The sequence below is a fragment of the Psychrobacillus sp. NEAU-3TGS genome (assembly GCF_029955155.1).
Taxonomy (GTDB): Bacteria; Bacillota; Bacilli; order Bacillales_A; family Planococcaceae; genus Psychrobacillus.
Window position 1 is genome coordinate 777,581 of sequence record NZ_JAPNOZ010000010.1, and the last position, 16,521, is coordinate 794,101.

General features: G+C 38.6%; 13 protein-coding genes and 1 pseudogene. 9 read left to right on the forward strand and 5 right to left on the reverse strand.

The features are described from left to right. The first annotated feature begins 32 nt into the window (after positions 1-32). Positions 33-1,601, forward strand: coding sequence for an ABC-F family ATP-binding cassette domain-containing protein (locus tag OR571_RS12285; protein WP_142538031.1), 1,569 nt, complete (start codon positions 33-35; stop codon positions 1,599-1,601). A 772-nt stretch (positions 1,602-2,373) separates the two neighbouring features. Here the strand turns inward: OR571_RS12285 and OR571_RS12290 are convergent. Beyond that, positions 2,374-2,922, reverse strand: a complete 549-nt coding sequence (locus OR571_RS12290; RefSeq protein ID WP_282243072.1) for an RNA polymerase sigma factor — start codon at positions 2,920-2,922, stop codon at positions 2,374-2,376. Between the two features lie 700 nt (positions 2,923-3,622). Next, positions 3,623-4,888: a hemolysin family protein gene (locus tag OR571_RS12295; RefSeq protein ID WP_348775040.1), complete on the reverse strand. Its 1,266-nt coding sequence runs from the start codon at positions 4,886-4,888 to the stop codon at positions 3,623-3,625. Positions 4,889-5,021: 133 nt separating this feature from the next. Here OR571_RS12295 and OR571_RS12300 point away from each other — a divergent pair, with 133 nt between their 5' ends. Further along, on the forward strand, positions 5,022-6,419 hold the full coding sequence (locus OR571_RS12300) for a dipeptidase (RefSeq protein WP_282243073.1): 1,398 nt from the start codon (positions 5,022-5,024) through the stop codon (positions 6,417-6,419). A gap of 56 nt (positions 6,420-6,475) precedes the next feature. Here OR571_RS12300 and OR571_RS12305 read toward each other — a convergent pair whose 3' ends face one another. Further along, positions 6,476-7,048: a nitroreductase family protein gene (locus OR571_RS12305; protein ID WP_282243159.1), complete on the reverse strand. Its 573-nt coding sequence runs from the start codon at positions 7,046-7,048 to the stop codon at positions 6,476-6,478. A 112-nt stretch (positions 7,049-7,160) separates the two neighbouring features. On the opposite strand from OR571_RS12305, the gene OR571_RS12310 reads away from it, so the two are divergent. Continuing rightward, entirely contained in the window at positions 7,161-7,733 is a 573-nt protein-coding gene (locus OR571_RS12310) for a glycerol-3-phosphate acyltransferase (protein ID WP_282243074.1), read from the forward strand. A gap of 105 nt (positions 7,734-7,838) precedes the next feature. Beyond that, on the forward strand, positions 7,839-8,690 hold the full coding sequence (locus OR571_RS12315) for a DegV family protein (protein WP_282243075.1): 852 nt from the start codon (positions 7,839-7,841) through the stop codon (positions 8,688-8,690). A 497-nt stretch (positions 8,691-9,187) separates the two neighbouring features. On the opposite strand, the gene OR571_RS12320 is transcribed toward OR571_RS12315, so the two are convergent. Further along, a complete protein-coding gene (locus tag OR571_RS12320) occupies positions 9,188-9,676 on the reverse strand; it encodes an amidase domain-containing protein (protein WP_142538038.1) in 489 nt (162 codons plus the stop codon). A gap of 120 nt (positions 9,677-9,796) precedes the next feature. Here OR571_RS12320 and OR571_RS12325 point away from each other — a divergent pair, with 120 nt between their 5' ends. Further along, the gene (locus tag OR571_RS12325; RefSeq protein ID WP_282243076.1) at positions 9,797-10,819 is read left to right on the forward strand and encodes a DUF2804 domain-containing protein; all 1,023 of its coding nucleotides are present in this window, start codon (positions 9,797-9,799) and stop codon (positions 10,817-10,819) included. A 99-nt stretch (positions 10,820-10,918) separates the two neighbouring features. On the opposite strand, the gene OR571_RS12330 is transcribed toward OR571_RS12325, so the two are convergent. Then, entirely contained in the window at positions 10,919-11,959 is a 1,041-nt protein-coding gene (locus OR571_RS12330; protein WP_282243078.1) for an NAD(P)/FAD-dependent oxidoreductase, read from the reverse strand. A 117-nt stretch (positions 11,960-12,076) separates the two neighbouring features. Here OR571_RS12330 and OR571_RS12335 point away from each other — a divergent pair, with 117 nt between their 5' ends. The 4 genes and pseudogenes from OR571_RS12335 to OR571_RS12350 all read left to right on the forward strand — a co-directional run bounded on the left by OR571_RS12335 (position 12,077) and on the right by OR571_RS12350 (position 15,869). Next, positions 12,077-12,868: an ABC transporter ATP-binding protein gene (locus OR571_RS12335; RefSeq protein WP_282243080.1), complete on the forward strand. Its 792-nt coding sequence runs from the start codon at positions 12,077-12,079 to the stop codon at positions 12,866-12,868. Positions 12,869-12,872: 4 nt separating this feature from the next. Next, positions 12,873-13,803, forward strand: a pseudogene (locus tag OR571_RS12340) (iron-hydroxamate ABC transporter substrate-binding protein). A gap of 63 nt (positions 13,804-13,866) precedes the next feature. After that, positions 13,867-14,865 carry a FecCD family ABC transporter permease gene (locus OR571_RS12345; protein WP_282243082.1) on the forward strand — a complete coding sequence of 333 codons (999 nt, stop codon included), beginning with the start codon at positions 13,867-13,869 and terminating at the stop codon, positions 14,863-14,865. Then, entirely contained in the window at positions 14,862-15,869 is a 1,008-nt protein-coding gene (locus OR571_RS12350) for a FecCD family ABC transporter permease (protein ID WP_282243084.1), read from the forward strand. Before OR571_RS12345 ends, OR571_RS12350 begins: the two co-directional genes overlap by 4 nt. Positions 15,870-16,521 lie beyond the last annotated feature (652 nt).

Here is a 16,521-nt window from a genome sequence, read left to right on the forward strand (position 1 = left end):
CCGTTGAGCTTTCTTTTTGGAGGAAATAATATATGAGCTTATTAAATGTAGAAAATTTGGGACATACATTCGGAGATCGTACGCTTTTTAAAGAAGTTTCGTTTCGCTTGGTGGAAGGTGAACACGTTGGACTTGTTGGGGCAAACGGTGTTGGAAAATCGACATTGATGAATATTTTAACAGGGGAAATCATTTACGATGAAGGCCGTGTTGAATGGCTTCCCGGTACACATTACGGCTATTTAGATCAGCATACTCGCCTGCAACCAGGACGCTCAATGTTCGATACATTACGTGATGCATTCTTACCTCTTTATAAGAAAGAGGAAGAATTGAATGAAATCATTGCTAAAATGGCGGATGCAACGCCAGAAGAATTAGAAGTGTTACTAGAAAAAATGGCCGAAATACAAGATGTATTAGATGCCGGAGATTTTTATTCGCTAGATATGAAAGTAGAAGAAGTTGCACGCGGGCTTGGCCTAGATGCTATTGGTTTAGATCGACCTGTGGAAGCACTTTCTGGTGGTCAGCGTACGAAAGTTCTATTGGCAAAACTATTATTAGAAAAGCCAAAAGTGCTTTTATTGGACGAACCTACCAACTATTTAGACGAAGAGCATGTTAATTGGTTATCCAATTACTTGAAGAACTATCCCTATGCATTTCTATTGATCTCCCATGATACGGAATTCATGAATGGCATTGTCGATGTTATTTTCCACTTAGAATTCTCTAAGCTTACGCGTTACACTGCGTCATACGAAAAGTTTTTAGAGCTTGCCGAGTTGAATAAAAGACAGCATATCGACGCTTATGAAAAGCAACAAGAATTCATTAAAAAACAAGAAGATTTCATCGCCAAAAATAAAGCACGCTATTCTACAACTGGTCGTGCAAAATCTCGACAAAAACAATTGGACCGCATCGAACGCATTGATCGTCCAGAAACCGCTGCTAAACCAGAATTCGGTTTTAAAGAATCACGTAGCTCTGGACGTTACGTAGTCGAAGCAGAGCATTTACAAATTGGTTATGATAATCCACTCCTCCCACCACTTACATTTACCATTGAGCGTGGAGAAAAAATTGCACTTGTTGGCATGAATGGTATCGGTAAATCGACCTTACTTAAAACAATTTTAGGTAAGATTCCTGCACTAGGCGGAAAAGTAATCCGCGGGGATTTCTTATACCCTTCTTACTTCGAGCAAGAAGTAAAAGCTGGTAATATTACACCAATTGAATCCATTTGGGAAACTTATCCGAGTATGGAACAAAACCAAGTTCGTGCCGCTCTAGCTCGCACTGGCTTGAAAAGTGAGCATATCTCTCGCCCACTTTCTTCTTTAAGCGGTGGAGAACAAGCGAAAGTGCGTTTATGTAAGCTTATGATGGAAGAAAGTAACTGGTTAATATTCGATGAGCCGACGAACCATTTAGACATTCATGCAAAAGAAGAATTGAAACGTGCGATGAAAGAATTTAAAGGCACAATCGTCCTCGTCAGCCATGAACCTGAGTTTTATGAAGGATTAGTAACGAAAGTATGGAACGTGGAAGAATGGTTCTCTACTGGTAAAGAGGTTGTAGAAGAATAGTATTTTGGTGACCCCAAGCATTTTGCGCTTGGGGTTTTTGGTTGGATATGTGCAGATACTGTGTAGAATTGCTTCGGAATCACCCCATAACGCCCGCGCATTCCTAGCAACTACAAAAAGAAAAACTGCAAGCACCTTTTCCTAATCACTATGGCATGTAGGCATGATGAGTGAAATCTCGTACATGATAGGGATAATACGTCATAAGACAGGGCTATTAAGTGTCCACTGGGATTTTCGCTACAGGGTGGACGCTTTCCGCGGGCACGGCTTCAATCTCCTCGTCGCTCACGCTCCTGTGGGGCTTTCAGCTCATGCTTTTCCCGCCGGAGTCGCCACCCTTTCGCTACAATCCAGTAAGTTTGCTAATTACTAAGAAATGATGCACTAGTTCTCGTACTATATTGTTTTCTATAGGAAAAATCTATGAATAACTGAATAAGACTTACTTTAGTGATGATTAGCAAGTTCGATTGATTGAAGCGCAAGGCGGCGACTCCTGTGGGATTAGCGAGACAGGTGAGACCCCGCACGTAGCCTTAGCGGAGGAGGAGGCTCACCTCTCGCCCCACGGAAAGCGTCCGCCTGGAGCGGAAATCATGGCGGACATCTTAGTATCTTTACGACGCATTATCCCTATACCACGCACAATATACAAAACTCCATATTTTATATTATTAGAGAAAGTTATCCACATACCATTTTTGTTAGTTTTGTAAGCAACAAAAAAAAGCCTCCCCTGCCACTCTCGAACAAGGGAAGCTCTTTCACATTACACTAAAACTAATGAATCTTTTGCAACTTCATCACTCATGATGAGCTCTTTTAGACGTTGCTTCGCTCTAAATAATCTTGATTTTACTGTACCGATGGAAACTTTCATCACTTCTGCAATTTCCATCAGTGAAAATTGATGTACGTAGAAATACATCACTGTTTTTTGGTAGATGCCATCTAATTCAGCAACTTTGGAACGAATAATTTCTCCTACATCTTCTTTCTCCAACTGCTCTTCTACAGATAAAACATCCGCAGCAATTAAATCCAATAAAGAAATATCTAGTTGCTCTGGTTGGTTGGCAACGTATTTGCTACGTCTTACTTGTTTACGGTATCTGTCGCGGAAAGTATTCATACAAATAGTCGTTAACCAAGCTTTTACATGGTCCACTTCTTTCATATAGGATTCGTATCGTACAACTTTCATCCATACTTCTTGCATTAAATCTTCTGCATCTATTTGATTTTTAGTTAGTTTCAAGCATAAGTAATATATGTATCGGTTATATTCTTCGTAAATATTTTCAATTTGAACTTGCATTTTTTATTCCTCCGCTCGGCTTTTCTTTATAACTCTATAATGCCAAATCCGAACCTTACCCTCTATCGTATTCTCTTTCAATATAATTACAATCGTGTAAGTTAAAAAAATGCAAACGCCTATGTCTGCAATAAAATTGGTATGTCGAGCATAATAGAGAAACCGTGCGGTAGTGAGTTGAATGAAGTGTCCGCTAGGATTTCCGCTACAGGGCGTACGCTTTCCGCCGGCTGGAGTCCACGCCCTTTCGCTCCAATCCATCATAATAGCTAACAACTCAACCTTTACTCTTTCCATTCAGAGCAACAAACTAGTCGCTGAAAGTAACTAAATTAGCAGGAAAGCAATCAAATCGTAAAAGAACAAGTTTACTTCTAAAAGCGATAATTATTAAGCGATGCTATCCTAATAAATGGTTGAGTAATTCGAGCTTTATCCTGCTAAATGCGGATACTAAATGAGCAAGAAATTCCTATTGATTGTAGCGCAAGGCGGCGACACCTGCGGGATCAGCGGGACAGGTGAGACCCCGCAGGAGCGTGCGACGAGGAGGCTCACCGCCCGCCCCGCGGTAAGCGTCCGCCTGGAGCGGAAATCAATTGCCTTTGCCGTATCTCTTACGTCGCAGTTTACTTATACTGATCGATAAGCCATAGAACTTTTAATTCCCTAAGCCAAAAGAAAAACGCAAAAGGAAGTATTACTCCTCTTGCGCTTCATCAACTGCTGGTTCTTCTCTTTTTGTAATCGTTAATGTCACAATTCGGCTACGATCCATTTCATTAATCTCGATTAATAAATTCTCGTAAGTAAATTGCTCGCCTTCTACTGGAACATGCCCTAGCTGATCCAGTACGAATCCTCCGATTGTTTCATTTTCGTTTACGATAGATAGATCGAACAGTAAATTTACTTCTTCTATTTCTACGCGACCAGCGCAGATTAGACGACTTTCCGTCATTTCATGAATTAATATTTCTTCATCGTCGTCTGTTTCGTCTTCTATTTCTTGCCCAATCATTTCTTCGATTAAATCTTCATGGGTTACAATTCCAAGCGTACCCCCGTATTCATCTAACACAATTGCCATATGCTTTTTATGCGTGAGCATCAGTTCAAATACTTTTTCCACACTTAAATTTTGCACGACAAACAGTGGTTCCCTATCAATAAGCGTTTCTAGTTTTAACGATGAGTCCATAGACCATTCGATCAGCTTTTTCGAATAGAACATCCCAACTACCGTGTCTAAATTTTCATCATACACAGGATATCTCGTATAAGAATGCTCGAGTATCGTATCTCGCACTTCTTCGTATGTAGATTCTATCGATAATGCCACCATTTCGGTACGATGTGTAAATAATACGTCCGATACATCTTTATTTGGAAAATCCAGTATACCTTTTATTCGCTCGGATTCCTCTTCTTCAAATGTGCCATCTGTAGATGCTATGTCAACCATATTCAACAGTTCTTCTTTCGTAATGATTGTTTCCTTCACGGCACCTTTTGAACCTATACGGATCATCATATTGATAAATGCAGCAACTAAAAACGATAACGGTCGTAGTAAAACGATCAATAATCGAATCATCGGAGCCACAATATACACAATTCTTTCCGAAAAAGTAGCAGCGATTGTTTTTGGTAATACTTCTGCAAATAATATAATAATCACGGTCAGTATGATCACAGACCAAACAATATTCCAACCATGACTTTCCGCAATGAAAATAACTAAGACAGTCATGGCTACATTCGCAATCGTGTTCCCTATTAATATCGTAACAATCATTCGGTCCGACTTTAATAAAAGAACGAGCAATCTTTCCGCTGCTCGGTCACCTTGTTCAGCTCGCAGTCGGACCTTCATCCTATTTACTGTCATTAAAGCGGTTTCACTTCCCGATAAAAAGAATGAAACCAGTAATGCAAATGCTAAAAGTACAAATTCTATGTACAATTTTGTATCCTCCTAAAATAATAACATAGTTCCGTATTTCTTTTTACTACTATAGCACACTACGATTTTAGTTGTCACAATTCTTATGCTATACTATTTCTATTCACGAAATTTCATGAAAAGAGGGATCCAAGTGAGTCATTTAACAGCATTAAATAATTACTTTACAGAAAAACGCGAAGCACATTTAGAAGAATTAAAACAGTTTTTACGCATACCAAGTATCTCTTCTTTATCAGAACATAAAGCAGATATGCAAAAGGGTGCTGAGTGGCTAGCTGACTCATGCACAAAAGCGGGCTTAGAAAATGTAATCATCGATAAAACAAAGGGCCATCCTGTCGTATATGCGGATTGGTTACATGCTGAAGGCAAACCAACAATCCTTGTATATGGCCATTATGATGTACAACCTGTTGATCCACTGAACCTTTGGGAATCAGAGCCGTTTGAACCTGAAGTCCGTGACAACAAGCTATTTGCTCGTGGTGCTAGTGACGATAAAGGTCAAGTGTTCATGCATGTAAAAGCAGTAGAAGCACTTCTTCAAACAGAGGGTGCACTTCCAGTTAACGTAAAATTTTTAATAGAGGGCGAAGAAGAAGTTGGCAGTCCAAACTTAGAAGTCTATATTGAAGAAAACAAAGCCAAACTCGCTGCAGACGTCATCGTTATTTCTGATACTGGTATGCAAGGTCCAGGACAACCTGCTGTATGCTACGGGTTACGTGGTCTTTGCGGCGTTCAAATCGACGTAAAAGGAGCTAAAGGTGACCTACACTCTGGACTTTACGGAGGCGGAGTTCAAAACTCTATTCATGCACTCGTATCGGTATTAGACTCTTTCCGTGACGCTGAAGGTACTATTCAAGTAGAAGGATTTTATGAGAATGTACGTCCCCTACTTGATGAGGAACGTGAAGCGTATAAAGCACTTGGCTTTGACGAAGAAGAATTGAAAAAAGAAGTTGGAGTCGAGGAGCTTTTCGGTGAGAAAGGTTTTTCTCATTTAGAACGTGTTTGGGCTCGCCCAACGCTTGAAGTGAATGGTGTATTTGGAGGATTTTCTGGAGAAGGCATTAAAACAGTATTACCAAGTGAAGCTGGAGCAAAAATTACTTGCCGTTTAGTGCCAGACCAAGATCCGGACGAAATCGTTGCGAAATTAAAAGCGCATATCGAAAAAAATAAACCGACCGGTGTTACAGTTACGGTCACTGAATTTGATAAAGGTAAACCATTTATCACTCCTTTTGATCATCCTGCTATTCAAGCAGCTGGTCGTAGTTACGAAAAAGTGTATCATGTTCCAACAGCATACACACGGGGTGGCGGTTCTATCCCAATCGTAGCTGCTTTCGATGAAATACTTGGCTTACCTGTAGTATTAATGGGCTTCGGTTTATCATCTGAAAATTTCCATGCACCAAATGAGCATTTCCATTTAGAAAACTTTGACCAAGGGCTGAGAGTTATTGGTGATTATTACTACGAACTAGCAGATCTAACTAAAGAGCAACTAAAAAAATAAAGCATCCTATGCTAAAACAAAATAGAGCTATCCCCTGTTGAGGAGATAGCTCTATTTTATTCACCAAATATCGTAATTAATTCATCGACATGTTTTCGTTCTTTCGGTTTTGGCATTTCATCAAAATAGCCAACCTGTAACATACTAATGATGCGTTCCCCTTGTTTTACTCCAAGTGCTTCACGGAATTTAGGATTATCTAAAAAGCCTGGTGTTTTCCAGCATGAACCAATGCCACGATCCCAAGCAAGCAATTGGATGTTTTGAATAAGCATACTTGCAGCAGCATAGTCTTCTAAACGCTCTTTTTGACGTGCATCTTCCGGGACAATAACAAAAATATAGCCTCCCGGACTTTTAAACTTTTTCATTTGTTTTTCTAATTCTTCATCCGACAGCTCTTTCCACTTCGGGATTGCAAATTCTTTCAACACTTCATATAAATCTAAAAGCTCTTTCCCGCAAGCAACGACGAAACGCCAAGGCTGTCTATTTTGATGATTCGGTGCCCAAGTAGAATCTTCCATAATAGAAAGTAAAGTATCTTTTTCAACGGGTTGTCCATTAAATGCCTTGATCGACCTTCTTTGAATAATTGCATCACGAATAGTTAATGATTGTTGCATCATTGTATGAAAAACTCCCTTTTCTATAGCATCCATTATTACTAACATCATACCAATTAAAACGTTATATTAAAAGGCTTGCTATTTTACATAAAAACAGTTTCGAGGTGATCATATGATTCTTTATTGGTTAACCAGTTATTTTATAGGAACCTTTCTTACTGCTTGGTGGATTGGAAAATGGAAAAAAACGGACTTAACTAAAATGCGTAGCGGCAACTTAGGAGCAAGAAATGCAGGTGCTGTTCTTGGGAAAACGGCATTTTTATTGACTTTTTTAGGAGATGCGCTGAAAGGGGTGCTTATCCTCTATATTGGCTTTTATTATCATTTTTCTTTCGAGGTTATTGCCATTGGAGGGTTATTAGGGATTGTCGGTCATATGTTTCCTTTCTGGCTCCACTTTAAGGGCGGTAAAGGAATCGCTACTTTTATAGGAGTAGCACTCGTTTTAGATCCATCGTTATTTGGGGTCATGGCCATATGTTTTGTACTAGTAATCGCATTATTAAGAAGTGCAACATTAAGTATGTCCATCGCCTTTAGTGCATATGCTATTTTATGCTGGATAGTTCCTACTTTTTCCCATCTCTCTCCACTTTCAATTGCAATTCTTCTCATTCTATATCGTCACCGATTGGATATTTTAGAATCTTGGAATGCGCGTTGGTGGAAATCCACGAAATAATTACTATTTGCTTAATAGTATTTTTCTAGAATCATGTGTATTGTAAACGGATACATATGCTATAATTACTTAATAATAAATAATGTATGAGATAGGATGTCAAACATGACTTTGAAAAAAATCGCTTGGGTTGTAGATAGCACTGCTTATGTGAATTCCTTTTTAAAAAATCATCCAGATGTTTTCGAAATTCCACTTAATATTCATTTTGGTCAACAGCAATTTATAGACGGCATAGATTTAACTTCTGATCAGCTATATGAACGTATTCGGAACGGCACAGATCCAGTAAAAACTTCTCAACCATCCGCAGGAGAATTTGCAGAAGTTTATACAAATCTAAGTAAAGAGTATGAGTCTATCATTGCAATACATGTTTCCAATAGTTTGAGCGGAACGATTTCTTCTTCCATAAGCGGCGCGAAAATAGCAGAAGTACCAATGGAATGTGTCGATTCTCTTTCTTTATCTGCTGGTATAACAGGACTCGTGGAAAAAGGTCTGGAGTTGCAAGCACAAGGTCTACCTTTTGATGAAATTGCAGCTTTGTTAAGAAAGGAAACTTCTAAATTTCGGAATTATATCTTAATCGGTAACTTAACTCAGTTATACAAAGGTGGAAGATTGAGTAGTGCCCAATTTTATTTGGGTAGTTTATTAAAAATAAAACCAATTATACAGATTAATAAGAAAGGTGAATTGCAAGAGCTGGATAAAGTTCGCTCTCAGAAAAAAGCAGTTCAATATTTGATCGACAGAGTTGGAGAATCAGTTGAACAAGAAGGTGCCAAATTAGTATATATCATGCACTCTAATGCACTGACCCAAGCTGAAAGTTTAAAAGAGGCGATTTTACTTCAAACACCTCATCTTAAAATCGAGATTGGTGAAATCAGCACCGTTTTAGCAGTTCATGCTGGCGAAGAGACATTAGCTGTCCTTTGGTATGTGCCTTAATAAAACTTTGTTGTAAATAGCTAATTCACGCATTGTAGATAAAAGTGCGGCGTAAGTTGCTCTATTAGGTGTCCACTATGATTTTCGCTTCAGGATGGACGCTTTCCCCCGGGTGAACGATGAGCCTTCACCCTTGTGAAGGCTCATTTTGCTCCCTCATCCGGCTGGAGTCGCCATCCTTTCACGAAAATCAATCGAAATTACTTCTTTATTTAGAGCGGCTTTCCTAAAATAATCATTTAGTACGAAGAGAACTTCGTGCCTACTCACTTGCTAGTAGGCACGTTCTATAGCGAAAGGGCGCGGCGACTCCTACGGGAATAGCGTTAGCCATAGACCCTGGACTGGGCGCAAGCGAGGGAAGCGGCTGAGGCAACGCCCGTGGAAAGCGTCCGCCCTGTAGCGGAAATCCCAGTGGTCACTACGACACATTATCTATATATCATGTATTAAAAAAGGGCAACTAAGTGTATGCACATTTAGTTGCCCTTTGTCTATTAAAACTGATCTTTTACATGGAAAAAGACATACTTCGTATTTGGTGTATGTGCATAGGAATCTGCATAGTTCCAATGCCGGTTTCGACTATTATTTGTATGCGCATTTACATAAGGAATACCATCTTGAACACTCGTTACAATCGTCGAATGGTCGTATCTTCCGTCCCCTTCAAAATCATAAAAAATTAGATCTCCTGGGATTAGTTTAGTCGGTGAATCCACTTGGGTTGCCTGTAATCCGATTGTCGAACCTGCCAAATACCAGCGTAAGGAATGAGGTGTACTCCAACTCAAACTCCAAGTATTATTCCCTAACCACCATCCCCTTTCTCGATTAAATTGTCCTCTCATAGGGGCACCACCGGCAAACAAGCATTGTGAAATATAATTGGTACAATCCACATCAAAAACAGGAAACTTGGGGTTGTAGCTATTCCACCACTTTTGAGCATAAGCTACCGCAGCATCACGGTTATAAGTTGCCAATTTTCAACCTCCTTCTATTTGTTTATATGATTTCAAGGGAATTATATGCTAGTATTGAGTCAATGAATTTCATTTTATTTTTTTTGATGGCAACCTACTTTTTAGAAGGGATGATGGCTAGTGATACAGCATGCAGAAAAAGAAATTACCGAGTCGACATTGCTATGTGATGAAAAAGGTAATTTGAATCCAAAAGCAATTGGATATGCAAAAAAACCAATCATTGAGAGCAATTTAAAAGGTCATTATATGCGGAAGAAAAAGTGGAATTACTGGTGTGTCTTTGGAGATGATATACTCTTTTCTGCAACTATTATTCATTTAGATTATGCTGCAATTTGCACTGTCTATTTTTTAAATTATGAAACACAGCGATATGTTGAAAAAACAGTTACGATTCCTTTAGGCAATAAAGTAAAAATGCCTTCGAACGTTTTAGAAAGTGTTTACCTTCATTCGAAGGAGATGTCTATCCAACTATTATATATACAAAACGAAACGCATATGACTATAACGATACCAGACTTTGATGGAGACTTTTTGCATGCTGATTTACATATTTCACATCCTATAGAAGATGAGTCATTGAATGTCGTTATCCCTTGGAATCGAACGCAATTTCAATTTACTGCAAAGCATCATATATTACCCACTTTTGGATTTGTAAAAATGGGGGATGCTCGTTATGCTTTTCAAGCAGAGGATAACTTTGCTGTACTCGATTACAGCAGAGGAATTCTCCCTAGAGTAGCAACATGGAATTGGGGATTTGCTTCTCAACGGGTCGGTTTTAGACGCATTGGCTTAAACTTTGGTGGTAAATGGACTGATGGTACGGGTATGACTGAAAATGCAATATTCATAGACGGAAAACTAATGAAAATTCATGAGGACTTGTTGTTTACTTATGATACCAATAATTTCATGTTACCTTGGAAAGTGAAAACCAAATTTTCAAAGGAAGTAGATTTAACATTTACCCCTTTTTTCCACCGAACGGCAAAAACGGATATAAAACTTGCTACTACGGAAGTCCATCAAATGATGGGTTACTATAATGGTAAAATTCAATTAGAAGAAGGTCCTCCCATACATATCCGAGAAATGTTAGGCTGTATCGTAGAACGTAAAGCAAAATGGTGAAACAAAAGTTGCCAATCCATTATTTTTCTACTGGATGGCAACTTTTTCTTATCGTCGAAATCTAGTTTTACTTGATTAATTGTAAAACCACTTTTCCAATTAAACGAGCTGCTTGATCAACTTTTTATTTTTTTCTTTGAAAATGTCATTATGAGAAGAGACCATTGCTACTTTATATGCATCAGGTTGTAGGAATTGTTTTGCTTTGTTTACTGCATTTGCTGCATCTTGGAATGTTCCTGCTATTAGATGTAATTTTCCGGGATGTGCCAATATATCACCGGCTGCATAAATACCATCCACAGATGACTCGCTCATACTAGAACCGTCCACATAGAAGTCCTCTACCATTGCAATATCCACATCACTATTTTTGAGAAGTTCCGCTTCTCTTTCATATCCATGATTAATAATCACTTCATCGATTTCTAAGAAGGTTACTTCTCCCGTTTCATGATTTGTTAAAGCCACTTTTTCAACTACATCATGACTTTGGGAAGCGATTAGTTTGGAAATGGAAGTATTGAAAAAGACTGTCGCAGAGCTTGATAATAATTGACTAACTTGTGCTTCGTGACCATTTAAAGCATCTTTTCGATATGTCACATAAACCTTCTTCGCAATAGGCTCTAGTTCATTTGCCCAATCCACTGCTGAATTTCCTCCACCGGAAATAACAACTGTCTTACCTTTAAATCGTTGAATAGACTTTACGGTGTAATTTAAGTTGCTTACTTCGAATCGCTCTGCTCCTTCGATATCTAACTTCAAAGGATTAAGGATTCCCCCACCAACAGCTAAAATAATTGTTTTCGAATAATGCATTTGACCTGAAGCCGTTTTTAAACAAAAAATTTGTTGATCGTCTCTAGTGATAGACTCCACTTTCTCATTTAAAACAACCTCTGGATCAAAAGTAAGACCTTGCTGTACTAATTGCTCGATTAATCGTTCCCCTGGAATTGGAGGTTGCCCCCCTACATCCCAAATCATTTTCTCCGGATAAACATGTATTTTTCCACCTAAATAAGGTTGAAACTCAATAATCTTTGTTTTCAATTCTCGAAGCCCACTATAGAACGCAGAATATAGTCCAGCCGGACCTCCACCAATGATCGTCACATCAAATATATCATTCATTTTTTAGTCTCCTAAAATTTATTGTTGACATTTTGCCATAATTTAAATATAGTTGCTATTGTGATAATGATAATCGTTATCATCGATAATTGCAAGATTAAGTTTGGAGGTTACGGCATGGTCCGTCTTTACACAGATGATTTATCTATTGGCTACGGCGAGCGTTTAATTGTAAAAGATCTGTCTGTACAAATTCCAGATCAACAAATTACAACAATCATTGGACCTAACGGCTGTGGAAAATCTACTCTTTTAAAAGCTATTACACGTATTATCTCTCATCAATCTGGCTCGATTGTATTAGATGGAAAAAGTGTAACTAAAGAAAATACAAAACAACTCGCCAAAAAAATGGCAATTTTACCGCAGACACCTGAAAGTGCGGCAGGTCTCACAGTAGGAGAGCTTGTTTCCTATGGTAGATTCCCCTACCAAACTGGTTTTGGTCGACTTACGACAAAAGATTACGAAGTGATCGATTGGGCGCTTCAAGTTACTGGAACGCTAGATTTTAAATATTTTCCAGTTGATGCATTATCGGGTGGACAACGTCAACGTGTTTGGATTGCCATGGCATTAGCGCAAGAAACCGAAATCATTTTTTTAGATGAGCCAACTACCTATTTAGATATGGCACATCAACTAGAAGTTCTTGAGCTTTTACAAAAACTAAACAAAGAAGAAAAACGTACCATTGTGATGGTTTTACATGATCTCAATCAAGCAGCACGCTTTGCAGACAATATTATTGCCTTAAAAGCTGGGCAAATTGTAAAAGCAGGTAGCTGTGAAGAGGTTATATCAAAAGAGGTACTGCGAGACGTTTTCCAAATAGATGCAGAAATTGGATTGGATCCGAGAACAAATAAACCTATGTGTATTACATACAATTTACTTAAGGGAGAATAACATGTTGAAAAAATTCTTATTGCCAATATTGTTCTTATTTGTACTAGCTTTAACTGCTTGCAATAACGAAACAACTGAAACAAAAACAAGTACTTCATCTGACGATGGAAAAGAAGAGTCCTCTACTATTACCTACCAATCAGAAGAAGGTCCGATTGAAGTACCAGCTGATCCAAAACGTGTAGTGGTTCTTGCTTATGCTGGTCACGTTGCTGCACTTGATGTAAATATAGTTGGCGTGGATCCTTGGTCTAAACAAAATCCACGATATGATAAATATTTCAAAGATGTGGAAGAAGTATCGGAAGAAAACTTAGAGAAAATTATTGAACTAGATCCAGATTTAATTATCGGATATTCTACAGTACAAAATTTAGATAAATTAAAAGAGATCGCACCAACAGTAACATTTACTTATGGGAAGGTAGATTATTTAACACAGGAAGTAGAGATTGGTAAATTACTAAATAAAGAAAAAGAAGCGCAAGACTGGGTCGATGACTTTAAAAAACGTGCGAAGTCTACTGGAGAAGAAATCAAAGCTGCTATCGGTGAAGATGCTACTGTATCGGTAATTGAAAATTTTGATAAACAATTATATGTATACGGCAATAACTGGGGTCGAGGAACAGAGATTCTTTATCAAGAAATGGGCTTAAAAATGCCTAAAAAAAGTAGAAGAGTCCGCTTTAGAGCCTGGATACTATGCTTTGTCTTTAGAAGTACTTCCTGAATTTGCAGGAGATTATGTAATTTTAAGTAAATCAACAGCTGCAGACAATTCATTCCAAAATACAGATACTTATAAAAATATACCTGCTGTAAAAAATAATAGAGTGTTTGAAGCACCAATGGAAGAGTTTTATTTTAATGATCCAATCACCTTAGATTATCAACTTGAATTCTTCCAAGAACACTTTTTAAACAGCAAATAATAGTCGTGGAGGAATTCGGTTTTGGAATTCCTCCCCTCTTATTGTATAGAAAGGAAACGAACGATGAAATCTTCTATTCGTTTTAGCATAAAGTTCATAATTGGGTTATTGTTACTTTTCGCTATATTTATTATTGCAATGATTTTCGGAGCAGCCGAAACTTCCCTACAAGATGTGTGGAATGCTTTATTTTCTAACTTGAAAAATGATCAGATAAATATACTTCGTGAAATTCGTTTTCCTAGAGAAGTGGGAGCAGTCGTTGTAGGTGCGGCACTTGCCGTTTCAGGAGCTATTATGCAAGGAATTACAAGAAATCCTCTTGCTGATCCTGGACTGCTAGGGCTTACCTCGGGAGCGAATGCTGCACTCGCGGTAACACTCGCTTTTTTTCCTATGGTAAATTATTTTGGAATCACAATTGCCTGCTTTATTGGAGCTGCAATCGGTGCCATTATGGTATTTAGTATCGGAGCGATGAAAAAAGGAGGATTCTCTCCCCTTCGAATCGTGCTTGCTGGTGCTGCCGTTTCCGCTTTTTTATATGCTATCGCAGATGGAGTCGGTATTTTTTTCAAAATATCGAAAAACATAAATATGTGGACAGCAGGAGGGCTAATCGGAACAAATTGGAGCCAGTTATCTATTATTATTCCTTTTGTATGTATAGGAATTTTAATCGCTCTCTTACTTTCTCGACAACTTACTATTTTGAGCTTAAATGAAGAAGTTGCAGTAGGATTGGGCCAGAAAACAGTTCTCATAAAATCCATTCTATTTATCGTCATCATACTACTCGCAGGGGCATCTGTTGCACTTGTAGGGAATATGGCTTTTATCGGATTAATGGTTCCTCATATTGTTCGAGCTATTGTTGGAACTGATTATCGCTCGATCATTCCCATGTCGGTCATAGCTGGAGCTATTCTTATGCTAATTGCTGACACGCTTGGAAGAACGATTAACATTCCTTATGAGACACCGGTTGCAGCAATTATTGCGATCATGGGACTGCCTTTCTTTCTTCTTGTTGTTCGTAAAGGAGGAGGCGCATTCCAATGATTCCAAAAGGAGTTATCAAAAAACAACGAGTGCTTGTTGTGATTTTATCCATTTTAATACTGACTACCGCTATTCTTAGTGCTGGTATCGGTTATTCTTCTTTATCATTTGATCGTTTGATACCTACACTATTTGGACAAGGTACATTCAAAGAAGAGTTTGTGTTATTTTCCATTCGTTTACCCCGCATTATTATTACATTACTTGCAGGAATGGCACTAGCTTTGTCAGGTGCGATTTTACAAGGGATTACACGTAATGATTTGGCGGATCCAGGTATTATTGGTATAAATTCCGGAGCAGGAGTAGCAATTTCTTTGTTCTTCTTATATTCTCCTATCGACCCTGGTTCGTTTGTATATATGCTTCCTTTTATGGCATTTATCGGGGCTTTACTTACAGCATTTTTTATTTACATACTGTCCTACAATCGAAAAGCAGGGTTACAGCCTGTTCGATTAGTACTTGTAGGTATAGGATTTTCAATGGCTTTATCTGGATTAATGATTGTCATTATTTCATCAACTGAACGTGAAAAAGTTGATTTTATCTCTAAGTGGCTAGCCGGTAATATTTGGGGGTCTGATTGGCCATTCATCTTAGCATTACTTCCATGGCTAATTGTTTTAATCCCATTCACTTTATATAAAGCGAATAAGTTAAATATACTTGGCTTAAGCCAACCAGTGGCGATTGGTGTTGGGATGTCCCTTGAAAAAGAGCGAATCGTTCTCTTACTCGCTGCGGTTGCACTTGCAGCTTCCGCTGTTTCCGTTACAGGAGGAATTGCCTTTATCGGATTGATGGCACCCCATATTGCAAAAGCAATAGTCGGCCCTAGACACCAATTATTTGTCCCTGTTGCGATTTTAATCGGCGGTTGGCTATTACTATTTGCAGATACAATTGGTCGAAATGTAGTAGAGCCAAACGGGATTCCTGCTGGAATAATGGTTGCTCTAATCGGCGCTCCATATTTTATGTATCTGTTGTTAAAAAAATAAACAATCGCGCTAAAGCACCTTTCTCGATTCCATTTAGCAAGAGGAACAATAAATGTAATAACACACATAATAGAGATAATGCGTCGTAAGACAGAGCTATTAAATGTCTGTTGGGATTTCCGCTACAGGGTGGACGCTTTCCGCGGGCACGGCTTCAATCTCCTCGTCGCTCACGCTCCTGCGGGGCTTTCAGCACGTGCTATTCCCGCTGGAGTCGCCACCCTTTCGCTACAATCCACTAGAACTTGTCGACTAGTAAGAGAGAGAGGATATAAAGTTGTATTTTTCTAAATGATAACTAGTTAGCAAAATGCTACCTACCATTAGTGCTTTAGATCAAACGATTGGAAGTTCTCTTCCTAGCTACTGGAAAAGTTATATTTTATGAAAAAAATGATGGTTTTAAACATGCCGCTACATTGATTTTCGTGAAAGGATGGCGACTCCTGCCGGATGAGTGTGCAGATGAGACTGCACAACGTAAGCGAAGCGTCGGTGCTGGCTCATCGCTCACCCGGCGGAAAGCGTCCATCCTGTAACGAAAATCACAGCGGTCACTAGTCAACACACTACGTCGCACTTTTTCTATATTAAGTAATCTAAAAAATTCCATACCTTATGTAATCCAAAAAAATTATTCACACTTCTAAGT